The 16,995-nt window shown below is 73.6% G+C and carries 15 protein-coding genes; 4 read left to right on the plus strand and 11 right to left on the minus strand.

What is annotated here, in order from left to right; genetic code table 11:
• Window positions 1–10: 10 nt before the first annotated feature.
• Window positions 11–1,123 (minus strand): hypothetical protein, encoded by a 1,113-nt coding sequence (locus ACFY3L_RS41480; protein WP_389337683.1) that lies wholly within the window; start codon window positions 1,121–1,123, stop codon window positions 11–13.
• A 43-nt stretch (window positions 1,124–1,166) separates the two neighbouring features.
• On the minus strand, window positions 1,167–2,750 hold the full coding sequence (locus ACFY3L_RS41485) for a DUF4139 domain-containing protein (protein WP_389337686.1): 1,584 nt from the start codon (window positions 2,748–2,750) through the stop codon (window positions 1,167–1,169).
• A 188-nt stretch (window positions 2,751–2,938) separates the two neighbouring features.
• Between ACFY3L_RS41485 and ACFY3L_RS41490 the strand changes: the two genes are divergently transcribed.
• Window positions 2,939–4,729, plus strand: coding sequence for a TerD family protein (locus ACFY3L_RS41490; RefSeq protein ID WP_389338040.1), 1,791 nt, complete (start codon window positions 2,939–2,941; stop codon window positions 4,727–4,729).
• Between the two features lie 110 nt (window positions 4,730–4,839).
• Here the strand turns inward: ACFY3L_RS41490 and ACFY3L_RS41495 are convergent, their stop codons facing one another.
• The 4 genes from ACFY3L_RS41495 to ACFY3L_RS41510 all read right to left on the minus strand — a co-directional run bounded on the left by ACFY3L_RS41495 (window position 4,840) and on the right by ACFY3L_RS41510 (window position 9,135).
• Window positions 4,840–6,993, minus strand: coding sequence for an MMPL family transporter (locus ACFY3L_RS41495; protein ID WP_389337689.1), 2,154 nt, complete (start codon window positions 6,991–6,993; stop codon window positions 4,840–4,842).
• A gap of 25 nt (window positions 6,994–7,018) precedes the next feature.
• Window positions 7,019–7,864, minus strand: coding sequence for a DUF4097 domain-containing protein (locus ACFY3L_RS41500; protein ID WP_389337692.1), 846 nt, complete (start codon window positions 7,862–7,864; stop codon window positions 7,019–7,021).
• Between the two features lie 92 nt (window positions 7,865–7,956).
• Entirely contained in the window at window positions 7,957–8,472 is a 516-nt protein-coding gene (locus ACFY3L_RS41505; protein WP_389337695.1) for a toxin-antitoxin system HicB family antitoxin, read from the minus strand.
• A 60-nt stretch (window positions 8,473–8,532) separates the two neighbouring features.
• A complete protein-coding gene (locus ACFY3L_RS41510; RefSeq protein WP_389337698.1) occupies window positions 8,533–9,135 on the minus strand; it encodes a TetR family transcriptional regulator in 603 nt (200 codons plus the stop codon).
• Between the two features lie 110 nt (window positions 9,136–9,245).
• Between ACFY3L_RS41510 and ACFY3L_RS41515 the strand changes: the two genes are divergently transcribed.
• The 3 genes from ACFY3L_RS41515 to ACFY3L_RS41525 all read left to right on the plus strand — a co-directional run bounded on the left by ACFY3L_RS41515 (window position 9,246) and on the right by ACFY3L_RS41525 (window position 12,455).
• Complete coding sequence (locus tag ACFY3L_RS41515) at window positions 9,246–10,730, plus strand: MFS transporter (protein ID WP_389337701.1); 1,485 nt, start codon at window positions 9,246–9,248, stop codon at window positions 10,728–10,730.
• Window positions 10,731–10,828: 98 nt separating this feature from the next.
• Window positions 10,829–11,236 carry a membrane protein insertion efficiency factor YidD gene (gene yidD, locus ACFY3L_RS41520; RefSeq protein WP_389337704.1) on the plus strand — a complete coding sequence of 136 codons (408 nt, stop codon included), beginning with the start codon at window positions 10,829–10,831 and terminating at the stop codon, window positions 11,234–11,236.
• A gap of 130 nt (window positions 11,237–11,366) precedes the next feature.
• On the plus strand, window positions 11,367–12,455 hold the full coding sequence (locus ACFY3L_RS41525) for an RNA ligase RtcB family protein (protein WP_389337707.1): 1,089 nt from the start codon (window positions 11,367–11,369) through the stop codon (window positions 12,453–12,455).
• A gap of 7 nt (window positions 12,456–12,462) precedes the next feature.
• Here ACFY3L_RS41525 and ACFY3L_RS41530 read toward each other — a convergent pair whose 3' ends face one another.
• The 5 genes from ACFY3L_RS41530 to ACFY3L_RS41550 are packed head-to-tail and all read right to left on the minus strand — an operon-like array spanning window position 12,463 to window position 16,994.
• Entirely contained in the window at window positions 12,463–12,822 is a 360-nt protein-coding gene (locus tag ACFY3L_RS41530) for a hypothetical protein (protein ID WP_389337710.1), read from the minus strand.
• Between the two features lie 50 nt (window positions 12,823–12,872).
• Window positions 12,873–13,682 (minus strand): sterol desaturase family protein, encoded by an 810-nt coding sequence (locus ACFY3L_RS41535; RefSeq protein ID WP_389337713.1) that lies wholly within the window; start codon window positions 13,680–13,682, stop codon window positions 12,873–12,875.
• A gap of 56 nt (window positions 13,683–13,738) precedes the next feature.
• A complete protein-coding gene (locus ACFY3L_RS41540) occupies window positions 13,739–14,602 on the minus strand; it encodes an SDR family NAD(P)-dependent oxidoreductase (protein WP_389337716.1) in 864 nt (287 codons plus the stop codon).
• Window positions 14,599–15,504: an alpha/beta fold hydrolase gene (locus tag ACFY3L_RS41545; RefSeq protein ID WP_389337719.1), complete on the minus strand. Its 906-nt coding sequence runs from the start codon at window positions 15,502–15,504 to the stop codon at window positions 14,599–14,601. The genes ACFY3L_RS41540 and ACFY3L_RS41545 overlap by 4 nt, the downstream gene beginning before the upstream one ends.
• Complete coding sequence (locus ACFY3L_RS41550) at window positions 15,501–16,994, minus strand: flavin-containing monooxygenase (RefSeq protein ID WP_389337722.1); 1,494 nt, start codon at window positions 16,992–16,994, stop codon at window positions 15,501–15,503. Before ACFY3L_RS41550 ends, ACFY3L_RS41545 begins: the two co-directional genes overlap by 4 nt.
• Between the last annotated feature and the right edge of the window lies 1 nt (window position 16,995).

Genomic DNA, 16,995 nt, shown 5'->3' on the forward strand with positions numbered 1-16,995 from the left:
ACCGCCGCCGTCAGGTCGTGGCCGACACGACGGAGCGGACGTAGTCGTCGAACTCCGCGACCGAGTCGCCGGTCCACACCATGCCGTGCTCGCGGATGATGAACCAGTTCGACGACTTCTGCCGCAGCTCCCGGAAGAAGTGCCGGCCCGCGGCGAAGCGGCCGCATTCGATCCGCGCGTCGGAGACGAGCCCGCGGTGGCGCCGGCCGCGGGTCAGCTCCCGGTGGTGGAAGTGCACGATGAGCCGCGGCCGCCGGTCGTGCATGGCCAGCAGGCTGCTCAGCATCAGGAACTCGGGCGCGTCGGAGCTCGGCAGGCGCTCCCCCGCGTAGGTGAGGCTCTGCGCCCCCTCGTCGAACGAGGTGATCAGGTCGTAGTCGGCGGCGGTCATCCGCGTCTTGTCCGTGACGGTCTGCGAGACGAGCCAGTGCCCGTCGTGCGTGAACATGATCGAGCCGTCGGTGTAGGGCTTGCGCTGCCACAGGTGGTGGTCGCGGTGGATACGGGCCAGCGCCGCGATCTCCCCGGCGTGCCGCACCCGCATCCGGTCGAGCATGGCCAGGTCACCCGGGTCGACGCTCTGCGTCGGCTCGTACTTGACCCGGACCGTCTCGCCGATCGCGTTGACGTGCACGTCCTGCCACGTGTTGGTGCGCAGCCCCCGGACCAGGTCGAGGTGGTCGGGGTAGATCGCGTTGATGTCGAGGGCGTCGCACAGCCGCGGCACGACGGTGCGGGCCAGGGCGTAGTCGGGCCCGTCGTCGTTCGTCTCGGTCAGCGGGTACGCCGAGATGATGTTGGTCCGGGCGCCGGTCGCGGCGAGCGCCGCGAGGTAGTGCTGCTCCTCGGGCGGCATCAGCAGCGGGTTCGTCGGCCCGTAGACGACGTACGTGACGCTACCGGGCCGCTCCTGCGGCAGCTCACCGTAGGCGATGGGCTCGGCGGTCACGCCGTACTCCCGGTGCAGCGCGCGGAACGCCGGCTGGATGATCTCCCGCAGTGCCCATTCACTGTGCGGGGAGGCCGGGTTCAGGACATAGCAGAAGCGCAGCTCATCGACGTTGCGCTTGTACCGGAAGTCGTAGGCGCGCAGATCCGGCGTGGAAGTCATCGAAGTGACCACCCAGAGGACTGTACATCGACGGCTCCTTACGCGCTCTCCGTCGCTACTCGCGCCAGCCCGACAGCTCGACACCCTTGGCGGTCTCGACGCGGTAGCCGAGCCGCACCGCCTGGCTCTGCCCCTCGGGGACGACCAGGCGCCAGGTGAGCACGCCGAGGTCGGTGCGCTCCGCCGGCGGCGGCTCCAGCACGGTCTCCCTGACGGAGATCGTGTCGTGGCGGCTGACCGGCAGCTGGTCGAGCACGGTGATCCGCACCGGGCGGCCGGTGTAGTTGCCGACGGTGGTGCGGTATTCGACCTCGCGGCGCCGGGCGGAGCCCAGCGTCGCCTTGGTCGCGGTGCGGCGGGTCAGCTCCCGCTCCACCCGGACCCGGTCGTCGAGGCCGAGCGCCAGCTCCAGCTCCTCGCCGGGCGCCCAGGTCGACAGGGCGGTCTTGCTGACGAAGTCGGCCTCGTGGAACACGGCCGCCTGCCCGGGCGGCAGCGTGTGCTGCGACGTGTTGGTCACGTTCGCCCGGAGGTGCACGTCGGTGGACCGCGACGGCGCGACGACGTGGTCGAGCTGGCTGCCGAGGTCGAGCACCAGCACCGTCGCGCGGGACGTGGTGCCGTTGGCGGGCACCGGGACCGCGCGGGCCGGGCGGTAGGTGGCCGCGACCGGCCCCTCCTCGACCCTGGCCTGCGCGACCTCGACCTCCGCGAACCCGTCGAACTGCTCCTTCGCCATCGCGCGGGGCGCCGGCGCCATCGCGGCCACGGGTGCGGCACCGGGTGCGGCGCCGTAGGCCGCGAACGACTGCATCGGCGGCATCGGCGGCGGTGGCGGCACCAGCAGGTCCAGGTACCAGGGCTGCAGCTCGGGGATCGCGACGACGCCGGACGGGCGGGCCGTCGACAGCGCCAGCTCGCACTCCGGCCAGTCCTCGCCGGTGTGCTGCTCGACCAGGCCGAACCAGGTCAGGCGCAGCGTCTCGCCGGTGAGCCGCACGTCGTAGGAGGAGCGCCAGCCGGCGTCGGGCACCTGGTACGACACGTCCAGCTGGACCGGGCCGGCCGCCGACACGGCGAGCGCGACGACCGCGTAGCGCGCGTCCGGCTCCCGCTTGCCGGACAGGTCCAGCAGCTGCCGGTCCAGGGCGGCGATCCGGTCGACGGCCCGGGAGCGCCGGCGCTGCAGGTCGCGGAGGCCGGCCAGGACCGACGACAGCTCGCCGCCCATCGTGGCGGTGAACGCGGTGACCGTCTCCGCGGCGGCGGTGCCGGTGGCGAGGCCCCGCGCGTACGCGCCGCTGGCCCGCTCGCCGAGGGTCGTCAGGAACGCCTGCCGCTGCCGCAGGACCGTCTCGGCGTCCGAGATCTCGGCCATCTCGTCCTCGAGCGTTCGCCGCTCCTCCTCGACGGCCGTCACGGTGGCGTCGGACGGCTCGGCGTGACGCTTGAGCACCACGTCGACGCCGAGGACGGTCGCCGGGCCGCGCCCGCTGACCCGGATCGAGTCGGCGTCCATGCCCATGGGCAGCGGGCCGATCTCGACGAGCTGCTCGCCGGCCTCGAGGGTGGCCTGGCCGCGCCGGGTGACGCGAGCCTGCCGGGGATAGACGGTGACCGCGACGATCTCGTTCTGCACCTCCCGCACGGTAACGCATGCCGTCGCCACCGCCACCGCCGTTCGGGGCGTGGCGGGTGACCGTTCCGCCCGCGGACCGGCCACCGTTCGGCGCGGGTCGGCGACACGCCGTGCGGTGCGCCCCGGTTCCGCGGCGCGGTGCGCTCAGAATCGCCTCCCGCCCTCAGGAAGGAATCCTCGTGACGGTCATGCTGACCCTGCCGGCCAGCGCGGCGACGCGGTACCCGCTGCGGTACGCCGTCGTCGACGTGGAGACGACCGGCCTGCACGCGCCCAGCGACCGGGTGCTGCAGATCGCCGTCGCGCAGATGGAGTCCGACGGGACACCCGGGGAGGTCTGGTCGACGCTGGTCGACCCCGGGTGCGACCCCGGCCCGGTGCACGTCCACGGGATCACGCGCGAGCGCCTCGCCGGCGCGCCCCGCTTCGACGCGGTCGTCGGCCGGCTCGCGCGGCTGCTCGACGGCCGGGTGCTGGTCGCGCACAACGCCGCGTTCGACTGGAAGTTCCTGGCCGCGGAGGCGCACCGGGCCGTGCACCGCCTCCCGGTCAGCCAGCGGCTGTGCACGCTCGCGCTGAGCCGCCGCCTCGACCTGCCGACCGCGAGCCTGTCCCTGGCGGCGCTGGCCGCGCACTGGGGCGTGACGCAGGCCCGGCCGCACGACGCCGAGGACGACACCCGGGTCCTCGCCGAGATCCTCCGGCACAGCCTCGCCGCCGCGGACTCCCTCGCGGTCGAGCTGCCGCTCAGCGCCTGCGACGCCGCGGACACCGGCCGCGTCTACCCGGCCCGCCTGCCGAGGCCCGCCTGCCCGTGGGCGTGGCCGGGCAGGTGGACGCCGGGCCGGCGGCTGATCCAGGGCGCGAAGGTCGCGATCACCGGCAGCACCGCGACGGCCCGGGACGCCCTGGCCGCCCGCGCGACCGACGCGGGGCTCGACGTGATGAACACCGTCAGCGGCAAGACGGGCCTGCTCGTCACCAACGACGCGACCGCCACGACCTCGAAGCTGCGCGCGGCCGCCATGTACGCCGTGCCGGTCGTCTCCGAGGCCACGTTCGCCGAGCTCCTGGCGGAGGTCGAGCCCGGCACGCCGAAGGAGCCGAGCCAGCCGCGGGCAGGGGTGCCGTCGCAGCGGGCCGCCGCACCGGCCGGGCCGCTCACCGGGCGGTGCCTGCTCGTCCTGGGCGGCACCCACGCCGACGCCGCCGGGGTCCGCGACCGGATCGCCGAACTCGGCGGGATCGCGGCGGTGAACCTGACGGCCCGGGTCACCGACGTCGTCGCCCTGCCGGGCGCGGGCAACGACCGCCGCTGGGCCACCGTCACCGCCCTCGGCCTGCCCGTCCGCACCCCGGCCGCCCTCGAACCGCCGGCCGCCGCTGACGCCGCGGTGGCCGAGCCGGCCGCCGGCGCCCCCGGCACGGCGGCGGTCGAGCCGCCGGCCGCCGCGGCGGTGGTCCTGTCCCGGGGCGCCGTCATCGACCTGCCCGGCGACGTCGAGGACTGGACGGTCGCCGTCAGCTGGCCGGCGGGCGCGGGCGCCGAGGTGGACGTGGTCGCGTTCCTCACCGACCAGGACGAGCAGGTCCGCGCCGACGCCGACTTCGTCTTCTACAACCAGCCCGCCGCGGCGGACGGGTCGGTGGAGCTGACCCTCGACGTGCCGCACGAGGCGCTCGTCGACGTCCGGCTCGGCCGGATCCCCGAGGACGTCAGCCGGATCGTGCTCGCCGCCGCCATCACCGGCACGCACACGTTCGGGGATCTCGGACCGGTCGAGTTCGTCGCGCGGACCGGCGACGGCACCACCCACGCGCGCGCCACCCTCGACGCGGCCACCACCGAGCGCAGCCTGCTGCTCGCCACCATCTACCGGCGCGACGGCCGGTGGCGGCTGCGCGCGATCGGGCAGGGTTACGACCACGGCCTCGCCGAGCTCGCCACCCTGCACGGCGTCGCCGTCGACGACGACTGACACCCCCGGCCCGATGATCCGGAAAGACCTTGCGCACCCAGGAGTGCACCAGATCTTTCCGGATCACGGCCTCCGGATCACGGCTTCCGGGTCACGGAGCGCGAGCCGGGTCAGCGCGTCGGGGCGGCGGCCTCCCGGGGCTTGCCGAGGTCGACGCCGGTCCGGGCGGCGTCGCCGTGGCCCGGCCACCAGGCGGCGTGCCCGAGCAGCGCGGTCAGCGCCGGCACCAGGAACATCGACATCACGAACGCCGACAGCAGGATGCCGGCCGCCACCGAGAACCCGATCTGCCGCAGGAACGACACCGGGGCGAGGGCGAGGACCGCGAACGTGCCGGCGAGGATCAGGCCGGCCGCGGCGACGGACGGGCCGGCGTGCCGGACGGCGAGCGCCGCGGCGGCCCGGGGCGCGTTGCCGGCCCGCGCCTCCTCCCGCAGGCGGGCGATCATCAGGATGTTGTAGTCGGTGCCGATCGCGAGGACGAACAGGTACAGCACGATCGGCAGCTGGAACGTCACCCCTGGCCGGCCGGCGAGTCCCTGGAACAGGTAGATCGCGGCGCCGAGGGTGGCGGCGAAGTTGAGCAGCACCGCGACCACCAGGTAGACCGGCGCGACGACGCTGCGCAGCAGCAGGCCGAGGATGGCCGCGATGAGCAGCGCCGCGACGGGCAGGATCACCGACAGGTCGCGGGTGTTGGCCGCGTCGATGTCCGCGTAGATCGCCGTGGTGCCGCCGACGAGGACCCTGGTGCCGGGCGGTGCGACGGCGTGCAGGTCGGCGCGCAGGTGGTCGTGGACCAGGTCGATCGCCTCGTTGGACGCCGGGTTCACCGCCAGCAGCAGGGCGAAGCGGGCCACGGCCCCACCGGCCGCGGTGACCGGTGGCTGGACGCCGCCGACCCCGGGCACCTTGGCGGCGGCCGCACCGAACTGGTCGAGCTGCGCGGGGGTGAGCGCGCTGCCGTCGCCGGTGGTGAGGTACGCCTCGGTCGGGTCCAGCGCGCCCTGCGGGAAGCCGCGCTCCAGGTCGGCGGCGGCCCGCGCCGACTCGGTGGTGCTCGGGAAGCCCGCCGCGAAGTCGTAGTCCGCCTTGTACAGCAGGACCCCGCCGGCGAGCGCGACCAGCACCGCGCCGGAGGCGGCCGCCGCGACCGCGGGCCGCCGGCCGAGCGCCGCGCCGATCCGCGGGAACGCGGTGCCCTTCGGCTCGCGCCGCCACGCCTTCGACGGCCAGAACGTCGCCGGGCCGATCAGGCTCACCAGGGCCGGGATCAGGGTCAGGCCGGTGACCAGCATGACGAAGACGGCGATGGCGAGCGCCGGGCCGAGCGAGCCGAAGCCGCCGAAGCTCGCCAGCAGCAGCACCAGGAAGGCGACGATGACGGCGGCCGCGGCCGAGGTGATGACCTCACCGACCCGGGCGACGGCGTGCACCATCGCGGTCTTCCTGTCCTCGCCGGCCCGCAGCCGTTCGCGGTACCGGAAGAGCAGGAACAGCAGGTAGTCGGTGCCGATGCCGTACAGGACGATCAGCAGCAGCGTCTGCAGGCTCTGGTCGACGGCGAAGCCGAACGCCTTGCCGGCGGCCGCGATCAGCTTCGACGAGACCTGCAGCACCACGCTGATGACGACGATCGGCAGCAGCGCGGCGACCGGGCTGCGGAAGATGATGAGGATCAGCACGATGATCAGCGCGAACGTGGCGGCGCCGACGACCGCGAACGCGGTGTTGAACGTGTCGTTGTTGTCGGCGACCTGAGCCACCTGCCCGGCGACGCCGGCGCTGAGCCCGGTGCCGGCGAGGTCGGCCTTGATCACGTCGCGGGTCCTGGTCACCGCATCCAGCTGCCCCTGCGCGTCGGTCAGGGCGGCGGTGATCGGCACGGTGACCAGCTGCACCAAGCGGTTGGGCGCGACGGCCTGCGGGCCGGTCTGCGCCGTGCCGATCCCGGCGATGTGCGCGCCGTCGATCGCGGTGGCGAGCGCGCCGACCCGGGTCTCGTCGGCGGCGGTCAGCGGCCCGCCGTCGGCGCGCTTCACCACGACGATCGCGGTGGACGTCGCCTGCTCCGGGAACGCGGTCCTGGCGAGCTCGATCGCCTGCACGGACTCGTAGCTGCCGGGCAGGAAGCTGCCCTGGTCGCCGCTGGTGATGTCGGAGAGGCTGGGCAGCAGGCCGATGATCAGCGCCGCGCCCACGAGCCAGCCGGCGATGACCCACCAGGCGCGCCGGACGACGAACGTGCCCCATCTGTCGAACATGGAACCTCCTCCACTGATCACTGGGTCACGAGCGGCGGACGGTGATGTCGCCGTACGAGGTGCGGCCGCGGACCTCGACGGTCTCGTCGGTGGGCTCGGGCTTCGTGGCGCCGTCGAGCAGGTTGTGCACGCGGCCGAAGCCGGTGGTGACGTCGAGCCAGGCGGCGGTGCCCTCGGCGATCCCGATCTCCAGGTCCCCCATGGCGGTGCCGAGGACGACCGAGCCGCGCGCGATCTCGCCGAGGCGGATGGCGCCGTTGGAGGTCTTCGCGTCGACGCCCGCACCGGCCCGCTCGACGGCGATGTCACCGTTGGCGTTGCGCACCCGTACATCACCCGCGACGGCCGCGAGCGTCGTGTCGCCGTTGGAGTTCCGGACCACGGCGGTGCCCCGCACGTCGCCGACGCGGACCTTGCCGGAGCCGGTGTGGATCTCGGCGTTGCCGGCGACCCCGGCGACGGTGACGTGCCCGGCCGCCGTGTCCAGGCGCAGCGGGCCGGTGTCCGCGAGCGAGACGTTGCCGGCGCCGGTCCGCACCCGGCACTCGCCGAGCCGGCCGTCGCTGCGCACGCCGCCGACCTGGAGCTCGGTGGCCACCTGCGACCCGCTGGGCAGCTCGATCGACACGTCGACCGACCGGGTCCTGCGGGAGAAGTCGAACAGCCGCGACCTCGGCCCGGTCACCCGGAGCACGCCGTCGGTGAAGTCGACCCGGACGTGCTTCGCGGCCTGCACGTCGGACTCGTCGGCGGCGTTGCTCGGGCGGACCTCGACGACGGTGTCGGTGCGGTCGCTCGCGACGATCCGCACGTCGCCGACGCCCAGCTCAACAGTGACGGAGATCGATTCTGGGGTGGTGAATTCAGGCATGGTGGTCCCCACTTCATGGGTCGGTGAGTCGTTTCCGCAGCTCACGGCCGCGGAACGGTGGTGAGAAGGGTGGTGAGGAGGAACGGTGCGGGCTAGCGCACCCAGCCGGTGAACGCCTGCCTGGACTGCTGCGCGCCGGCGACGGGCTCGGCGCGCGGCTCGGCGCGCTGGAGCGCCGCGGCGGCGGCCCGGCTCAGCCAGGCGTTGACCGAGCGGCCCTCCTTCGCGGCGGCCTCCTCGATCGCGGCCTTGAGCTGCTCGGGCAGCCGGACGTTGATCCGCGCGGCCGGGCCGTCCTCGCCGAACGACGGCTCGCTCGCCGTCGTCTCCGGCATGGCGGCGCCCTCGGCGGCGGCCGCCGGGGCGGGCGGCAGGGTCACGACGAAGTTCGGGTCGCGACCGCGCAGCCGCAGCTCCACCGAGCCGGGCGCGAGGTCGAGGGTGATCTCGTCGGCGGCGGCGGACAGCGCCTCGAGGAGCGTCATGCGGATCGCCGACTCGAGCGGTCCGGTCAGCCGCTCGACCACCGCACGCGCCTCCTCCCCGCCGGCTTCGGCGAGGGTGGCGAACTCACGTCCGAGGTTGGCCACATACGAGTTCAGGTCCATGGCACCACTATGGCACACGCATGGCACACCAGCAAGCTTGTGTGTGCCAAAGTGGCACACTCAGGTGCCGGGCTGTGCCAGGAGTGCCGTGAACATGTCGGTGAACGGCCCGGCGAGGTCGTCCTGCCCGGCGGAGGCGAGCGGCTCGAGGGCCGTCGAGGCGCGCAGCAGCGCGATGCCGATGGACGCGGCCAGGGCCAGCTGGGCCCGCAGGATGCCGGCGTCGTCGGACTGCCGGCCGGCGGCCGTCGCCAGCTTCTCGGCGAAGCGGCGCAGGATGTCCACCCGGATCGCCTCCGCTTTCTCGTCGCCGGAGGACCGCAGCAGCAGGAGCAGCTGGGTGCGGTGCTGGGCGGCGTGCGGGCCGGCGAGGCGGGCCGCGATGTCGTGCGGGATCCGCTCCAGCGTCACGTCGCCGACGGTGCGGCCGAGCTCGTCGCCGACCCCCGCCAGGCAGGCCTCGAACAGGCCTTCCTTCGACGTGAAGTACCGGTTGATGAGCGCGACGTTGACACCCGCGTCGGTGGCGATGTCCCGCACGGTGGCGGCGGCGTAGCCGTCCGCGGCGAACCGGCGGCGAGCCGCGTCGAGGAGCAGCCGCCGGGTCCCGGCGGCGTCCCGGCGGCGCACCCCTGCCGCATCCTGGCCGTTCCTGGTCGTCACGCCACCAGGGTAGACGCCGCCCGGTGTGACGTAAACGATTGTTGACTTAGCCCACCGGCCGCCCATACTTGGCAAGTCAGCAATCGTTTACATAGCTCCGCGAGGACCTCATGACGCGAACCCTGGAACCGCCGGCCACCGCCCGGCACGCCAACAGCACGCTGCTGGTGGTCTACCTGTCGCTGGGCGGCCTGGCCTTCGCGGTGCTCCAGTCGCTGGTGGCGCCCGCGATGTCGACCATCGCCCGCGACCTGAACGCCTCGACCGCGGACATCAGCTGGATCCTCACCGCCTACCTGCTGTCGGCCTCCGTGCTGACCCCGATCCTCGGCCGCCTCGGCGACATGGCCGGCAAGCGCCGCGTCCTCATCGGCGTCCTGGCCGTGCTCGCCGCCGGCACCCTGCTCGCGGCGCTCGCCCCGAACCTCGCGGTGCTCATCGTCGCCCGCGCCATGCAGGGCGCCGCCGGCGCGATCCTGCCGCTGTCCATCGGCATCGTCCGCGACGAGCTCCCCCGCGAGAAGGTCGCCGTCACCGTCGGCCTGCTGTCGGCGATCTTCGGCGTCGGCGCCGGCGTCGGCATCGTCGGTGCCGGCCCGATCGTCGAGCACCTGTCCTGGCACTGGCTGTTCTGGCTGCCGCTGGTGCTGGTCGTGGTGGCGCTGCTCGGTGCGATCTTCGGGATGCCGGAGTCGCCGGTGCGCACCCCGGGCCGCCTCGACGTGCTCGGCGCCGGGATCCTGTCCGTGTCGCTGGTGTCGCTGCTGCTCGCGATCAGCAAGGGCCAGTCGTGGGGCTGGACCGACGGCAAGACGACCGGCCTGCTCGCGCTCGGCGTCGTCACCCTCGTGGGCTTCGTGCTGGTCGAGCTGCGGGTGCGGGAACCCCTCGTCGACATGCGCCTGATGTCGATCCGCGGCGTCTGGGCCACCGACCTCGTCGCCCTGATCCTCGGCTTCGCGATGTTCGGCACGTTCCTGCTCGTGCCAACCCTGTTGCAGCTGCCCGCCGCCACCGGCTACGGCTTCGGCAAGTCGGTGTCGGAGTCCGGCCTCTTCCTGCTGCCGACGGTCCTCATGATGGTCGTCTTCGGCCCGATCGCCGGCCTGCTCAACCGCCGCTTCGGCCCCAAGGTCCCGTTGTTCCTCGGCGCCGCCGCGGTCGTCGCCGCCTTCGCCCTCCCGGCCGTCGCCCACGGCGCCGTCTGGCAGGTGCTCGCCTCGGGCGTCCTCACCGGCGCCGGCATCGGCCTGTCCTTCGCCGCCATGTCCAACGCCATCATCGAGAGCGTCCCGGCCGCCCAGACCGGCGAGGCCAGCAGCGTCAACACCATCGCCCGCACCATCGGCAGCAGCATCGGCACCGCCGTCGTGGCCGCCGTCATCACGTCCAAGAGCACCCCGCGCGGGCTGCCGGCCGACGCCGCCTTCACCGCCGGCTTCTGGGTCTGCGCCGGCGTCGCCGTCCTCGCGGTCGTCGCCTCCCTCGCCCTGCCCTCGGCGCACCGCCGCCACGAGCAGGCCGTCGCCACCGGCGTCAAGGACCTGCCCCCGGAGCCGGCCGAGCTGCACCTGCCCCACCTGCACAGCCGCTGACCCCCAGGCCGTCCGCTGCCTGCTGTCCGCTGTCCGGAACGACGGACAGCGGACAGCAGGCTTGATCAACGTTGCGGGGGCACGAAACAATGCCGCCCGTGGAGACGGAGAACGAGGGCCAGCGGAAGTCTCGGTGGTACGACGGGTGCGACGCCTTCAGCGGGTGTGACATCCCGGGCTGCGACGGGTGCGACGTGCCCGGGTGCGACTGCAACTTCATGCTGGGCACGATGCTGCTCAGCACGATGGCGGTCAGCGCGCCGACGCGCAAGCCGCTGCGCCGGGCCAGCGCGCCGGGGCGGGCCGGCATGGTGGCCATCCGCGGCTACCAGCGGTGGCTCTCGCCGCACCTGCCGACGCGGTGCCGGCAGATCCCGACGTGCAGCAACTACGGCATGGAGGCGGTGCGCCGGTACGGGCTCGTCGCCGGCTCGCGGCTGACCGCGGCCAGGATCCGCCGGTGCAACGCGTCGACCCCGCGGGGCACGGTCGACCAGGTGCCGTAGGAGCGACTGGTGTGACTGGTGCGCCGAAAACCAGTTGCCGCGGCCGGCGGACTCCAACGATCATGGACGGCATGACGCGCTGACGGACTCCCCGTGTTGCCATGCCCCTCCTCCCGCTGAAGCGAGGACCATGTCCGCCACCGTCACCGTGTTCGCCGGCCCCGGCAGCTGGATCGAGTCCGACGCCGTCGCGCAGTGCCACCAGGTCGCCGCGCTCGACGGCATGCTCCACGTCGCCGGCATGCCCGACCTGCACCCCGGCAAGGGTGCGCCGATCGGCGCCGCGATGGCGTCGACGGTGTTGTACCCGCTGCTCGTCGGCTCCGACATCGGCTGCGGCATCGCCGTGTTCCCGATCGGCCTGAAGCGGGCCGTGCCGGAGAAGCTGGCCGCGAAGTTCCCCGACCTGGACGTCCCGCTCGACCCCGACCTCGTCGACGGGGAGATCCCCGGTGGTCACGTCGAAGGGCTCGGCACCGTCGGCCGCGGCAACCACTTCGTGGAGCTGGCGAAGGTCGGCACCGTCCTCGACGAGGCGCACGCCGCCCGGCTCGGGCTCGCCGCCGGCGACCTCGTGCTCGTCGTGCACAGCGGCTCCCGCGGCTTCGGCGAGCGGATCCTGCGCGCGCACACCGAGGTCCACGGCGCCGGACCGGCCGCCGACCCGGCCGCGTACCTGGCGGCGCACGACGACGCGGTGCGCTGGGGCTCGCTCAACCGGCGGCTGCTCGCGGCCCGGGTCGCCGACGCCCTCGGCGCGCAGCTCTCCGAGCCGGTCGTCGACCAGTGCCACAACCTCGCCGAGGTCCGCGACGGCGGCTACCTGCACCGCAAGGGCGCCGCGCCGGGCGACGGGCGGGACGTGCTGGTCGCCGGCACCCGCGGCACCCCGTCGTACCTCGTCGCCGCGCACGCCGGCGCCGAGGCGAACCACTCGGTGGCGCACGGCGCCGGCCGCAAGATGTCCCGGGCCGACGCGCTGCGCCGCGGCAAGGCCAAGCACACCGTCGAGGAGCTGCGCCGCACGCCGGTCGGCTCGCTGGTCGTGTGCGGCGACCGGCAGCTGCTCTTCGAGGAGGCGCCGACCGCGTACAAGCGCATCGAGCAGGTGATCGGCGACCTGGAGGCGCACGGCCTGGCCACCCCGGTGGCGACCACGGTCCCGCTGGTCACGTACAAGACGGCCGAGGCGGGACCCCGCGAGCGCCGCAGGCGCTGATGCTACGTCAGCACCTGATGTTCTGCTTGGCGAGCTCGGCGATGAGGGCGCTGGCGGTGAGGTTGGTGAAGTTGACGTCCTTGCCGTTCACGGTCTCGATGACGTAGTCGTCGTCGCCGGAGTCCTGCTCGATCTCCACGCTGCAGGAGCCGGCCTTCGCGTCGGCCTCGTAGTCGTCGAGCTTCTTGACGTTCTTCTTCTTTTTCTTGTCGTACACGCTGTCGTAGTCGGCCTCGGCGGACACGTTCGTGTAGCCGGCCTTGGTCAGCTGCTTCTCCAGGTCGTCGGACTGCGACGAGCAACCGGCGAGCCCAGCGCCGAGGAGCAGCAAGGTCGTGGCGGCAACGATGGATCGGGTGGCCCGCATGGTTATTCGCACTTCTTCCGTCTCGGGGGGGGTGGTCCACCTATTCTGGATCATCCAGCGGACGGCGCTGTCGGGATGCTGATGCCGGTTGTGTCGCCTACAGGCTCAATGGCTTCGGGCAGGGCGCCCGTGCGGCGCGCGTCGTAGCCGGGTTCGAGCGTGCCGAAGAGGCGGTCCCACACGGTGGAGTAGAAGCCGAGGTTGTACCGCGGGGCCGCGTGGTGCCCCACGTGCATGGCCGGGGTGGCGACCCACTTGAAGACCGCGGAGGCCCGCACCCGCGGCGGCAGCGGCTCCACCCCGAGGTGCCCGAGGATCCCGAAGAGCAGGTTGACCAGGGTGTACGCGGCGACCGCCCACGCCGAGAACGGGTGCACGGCGAGGATCGCCAGCCACGCCCCGCCGAACCCGGCCACCTCCACCGGGTGCAGCGCGAACAAGGTGATCGGCCGCGGGTCGGCGAAGACGTGGTGCAGCCGGTGGGCGAGCGGAAACAGCCACCGCACGTGCACGGTCGCGTGGCTGACGTACAGGAACACGTCCATGGCCAGCAGCAGCACCGCGAGGTCCGGCAGCGCCCGCCAGGTGAGCGGCAGCGTGAACGTGATGATCCCGGCGCGCCACAGCCACCAGCCGGCGACGGTGACCGCCGCGTTGAGGACCGTCGCGACGGCGACCAGCGCCAGCTCGAGGCGGCTGACGGGGCCCGGCGGCGGGGTGACCCGGTGCGCGCCGGGCAGCTTCAGCGCCCAGTGCCCGAGCAGGGCGGTGACCCCGACCAGTGCCGCGTTCTCGGCCAGGGCCAGGGCAACGATCCAGCCGGTGGGCAGGTCCCGCAGCCAGGTGGCGATCTCGTGCACCCCCGCACTCTCCCACCCCGGCGCAACCACGAAGCCGTTCGTCTTCGACGAGCTGGTCAGGTGGTGGCGGAAAGGCGACGCTCCAGCCGGGCGGTCAGCTTCGGGTACCAGCGCGGCAACCACCGCACGAGGAGGTCGGCGGACCTGGCGTCGTTGCCGACGAGGATCCGCGGGCGGCCCGCCTCGACGCCGTCGACGATGATGCGGGCGGCCCGGTCGGCGGGCATCGTCAGCAGCTTCTCGTTGTAGAGGCGGGTGCGGGCCTCGTCGCGGGCGGTGACGTCGGCGCCCTGGCCGCGGGCGTGCGCCAGGGCGGCGGTGGCGATGTTGGTGCGGACCCCGCCGGGGTGCACGACGCTGACGCGGACCGGGTGCCCGGCGGCGAGCAGCTCGCCTCGCAGCGCCTCGGTGAAGCCGCGCACGCCGAACTTGGCGGCGCAGTAGTCGCTGAGCGCCGGCTGCGCCATGATCCCGTTGAGGCTGGAGACGTTGACGACGTGGCCGTCACCGGAGGCGATCAGGTGCGGCAGGAACGCCTTGGTGCCGTGGATGACGCCGAACAGGTCGACGGTGATGGTCCGCTCGTACGCGGCCCAGTCGCTGTCCAGGACGCTGCGCCCGCCGCCCGCGACGCCGGCGTTGTTGTACACCTGGTGCACCACGCCGAAGCGGGCGGCGACGGCGGCGGCGTGGGCGAGCACCGCGGCGCGGTCGCTGACGTCGAGCGGCGCCGCGTGCACCTCGGCGCCGAGCGCCTTGACCTCCTCGACGGTGGCGGCGAGCCCGGCCTCGTCGACGTCGCTGACGGCGAGCCGCGCGCCGCGCCGGGCGAGCTCGGCGGCGAGCTGCCGGCCGATGCCGGAGCCCGCGCCGGTGACGACGGCGACCTTGCCGGAGACTCTGCCGGAGACTCTGCTCATTCGCGGACCCCTGCCGTGGTGGTGATGTGGTCGGCGGTCAGGTCGACGACGCGGTCGATGACGCCGGGGGCGAAGTGGTGGCGCATGCCGGCGATCTCGACGTGCCGGGCGCCGGGGATCGCGGCGGCGGTCGCCCGGCCGCCGCTGGGGTGCACCATGCGGTCGGTGTCGCCGTGGATGACGAGCGTCGGGGCGGTGATCGAGCGCAGCTCCGCGGTGCGGTCGCCGGAGGCCTGGATGGCGCCGATCTGCCGGGCGACGCCCGCCGGGTTGGGCCGCCCCTCGGCGCGGTCCCACACGCCGGTGACCCACGCGCGTTCGAGCGCCTCGTCGGGCGGGAAGTCGGTGGTGGAGCCGATGTGGCGCAGCAGCGACAGGTGCCGGTCGACGGCCTCGTCGACGGTGCGGGCCGGCCGCTTCGCCATCCGCAGCAGCGTCGAGCGGGCCGGCTGCCCGACCCGCCGGTCGCCGGTGGTGGAGAAGACCGAGGTGAGCGTGGCGACCCGGTGCGGGTGGCGGGCGGCGAGGGTCTGCGCGATCATCCCGCCCATCGACATGCCGAGCACGTGCACCGGGCCGGCGCCGAGGTGGCCGAGGAGCCCGTCCACGTCGGCGGCCATGTCGCCGAGGTCGTACGCGCCGGGCACGGGCCGGGCGAGCAGCTGCCGCAGCATGCCCGGCGGGCGGGCCCTGACGCGCGTGGAGCGGCCGGTGTCGCGGTTGTCGAGCCGGATCACCCGCAGCCCGCGCCCGGTGAACCCGTCGACCATCCGCCGCGGCCACGACGTGAGGTCCAGCCCGAGCCCGGCGACGAGCAGCAGCGCCGGCCCGTCCTGCGGCCCTTCGACCCGGTAGCAGATCCTCGTCCCGCCGGAAAGCTCGGCGAACCTGTCTTCGGTCATGCTGCCACCTTCGTGGGTGCCTTCGAGAAGTGCAGGGCGGGGTCGTCGACGCGGCCGTCGCGCAGCAGCTTCACGTCGGAGTGGTAGTCCATGGAGGTCAGCCACGGCATGCGGTCCCCCTGCCGGGGCAGCTGGTCCACGACACGCTGGATGTAGCCGGCGGCGAAGTCGAGGAACGGCCGGGTCGGCATCGCCGGGTCGCCGACCGTGGGGCGGCAGACGTCGTGGCCGTGGGCGTCCATGTACGCGAGGAGCCGGCAGAAGTGCTCGCACAGCAGCCCGACCTTCAGCGTCCACGACGAGTTGGTGTACCCGATCGCGAAGGCGAGGTTCGGCACCCCGGACAGCATCATGCCCTTGTACGCGACGGTGTCCGGCAGGTGCACCGGCGCGCCGTCGACGGTGAGCGCCAGCCCGCCGAGCGCCTGGACCCGCAGGCCGGTCGCGGTGACGATGATGTCCGCCGCCAGCTCACGCCCGGATTCCAGCAGCACGCCGCGCTCGGTGAAGGTGGCGATCCGGTCGGTGACGACGCTGGCCGTGCCGCGGCGGATCGCCCTGAACAGGTCGCCGTCGGGCACCGCGCACAGCCGCTGGTCCCACGGGCCGTAGGGCGGGTTGAAGTGCTCGTCGACGGGGTACCCGGGCGGCAGCTGCTTGACGTTGATCCGCCGGATGATCCGCCGGGCGAGCCGGGGGTACTTCTGGCAGAAGCGCCAGACCGCGCGCTGCTGGGCGATGTTCTTGCGGCGCGCCGCCCGGTAGCCGCGCTCGTCGCCCAGCCACCGGCGCAGCGCGTTGGCGAGGGGGTCCTTCTTCGGCACCGGCATCACGTACGACGGCGTGCGCTGCAGCATCGTCACGTGGGCGGCGTCGGCGGCCATGGCGGGCACCAGCGTGACGGCGGTGGCGCCGCTGCCGATGACGACGACGTGCTTGCCGGCGTAGTCCAGGTCCTCGGGCCACTGCTGCGGGTGCACGATCGGGCCCGCGAACCGTTCGCGGCCCTCGAAGTGCGGGGTGTGGCCGCTGTCGTACCGGTAGTAGCCGCCGGCGCAGAACAGCCAGCTGGCGGTCATCCGCGTCCGCGAACCGGTGTCGGTGCGCTCGACGTCGAGGATCCAGCGGGCCTCCTCGCTCGACCACGCCGCGCCGTGCACCTTGTGGTGGTAGCGGATGTGCGCGTCGAGGCCGTTCTCGGTGGCGGTCTCCCGCACGTACCGCAGGATCCGGGGAGCGGAGGCGATGGACTCCTCGTCCCGCCACGGCTTGAACTCGTAGCCGAACGTGTGCAGGTCGGAGTCGGACCGGATGCCGGGGTAGCGGAACAGGTCCCACGTGCCGCCGGACGCGGCCCGGGCCTCCAGGATCGCGAACGTCCTGCCCGGCAGCCGCGTGGTGAGGTAGCGCCCCGCCCCGATGCCGGAGATGCCCGCCCCGACGATGACGACGTCGAGGTGCTCGCTGGGATCGGGGGGACTCGTGCTCATG

This window comes from Dactylosporangium sp. NPDC000521 (genome assembly GCF_042898305.1).
GTDB lineage: Bacteria > Actinomycetota > Actinomycetes > Mycobacteriales > Micromonosporaceae > Dactylosporangium.

Coding starts and splice junctions, on each gene's coding strand:
- ACFY3L_RS41540 (WP_389337716.1), bottom strand. CDS start 14,602: ATGAGCAGAGTCTCCGGCAGAGTCTCCGGCAAGGTCGCCGTCGTCACC.
- ACFY3L_RS41515 (WP_389337701.1), top strand. CDS start 9,246: ATGACGCGAACCCTGGAACCGCCGGCCACCGCCCGGCACGCCAACAGC.
- ACFY3L_RS41495 (WP_389337689.1), bottom strand. CDS start 6,993: ATGTTCGACAGATGGGGCACGTTCGTCGTCCGGCGCGCCTGGTGGGTC.
- ACFY3L_RS41500 (WP_389337692.1), bottom strand. CDS start 7,864: ATGCCTGAATTCACCACCCCAGAATCGATCTCCGTCACTGTTGAGCTG.
- ACFY3L_RS41550 (WP_389337722.1), bottom strand. CDS start 16,994: ATGAGCACGAGTCCCCCCGATCCCAGCGAGCACCTCGACGTCGTCATC.
- ACFY3L_RS41545 (WP_389337719.1), bottom strand. CDS start 15,504: ATGACCGAAGACAGGTTCGCCGAGCTTTCCGGCGGGACGAGGATCTGC.
- ACFY3L_RS41505 (WP_389337695.1), bottom strand. CDS start 8,472: ATGGACCTGAACTCGTATGTGGCCAACCTCGGACGTGAGTTCGCCACC.
- ACFY3L_RS41490 (WP_389338040.1), top strand. CDS start 2,939: ATGCTGACCCTGCCGGCCAGCGCGGCGACGCGGTACCCGCTGCGGTAC.
- ACFY3L_RS41530 (WP_389337710.1), bottom strand. CDS start 12,822: ATGCGGGCCACCCGATCCATCGTTGCCGCCACGACCTTGCTGCTCCTC.
- ACFY3L_RS41525 (WP_389337707.1), top strand. CDS start 11,367: ATGTCCGCCACCGTCACCGTGTTCGCCGGCCCCGGCAGCTGGATCGAG.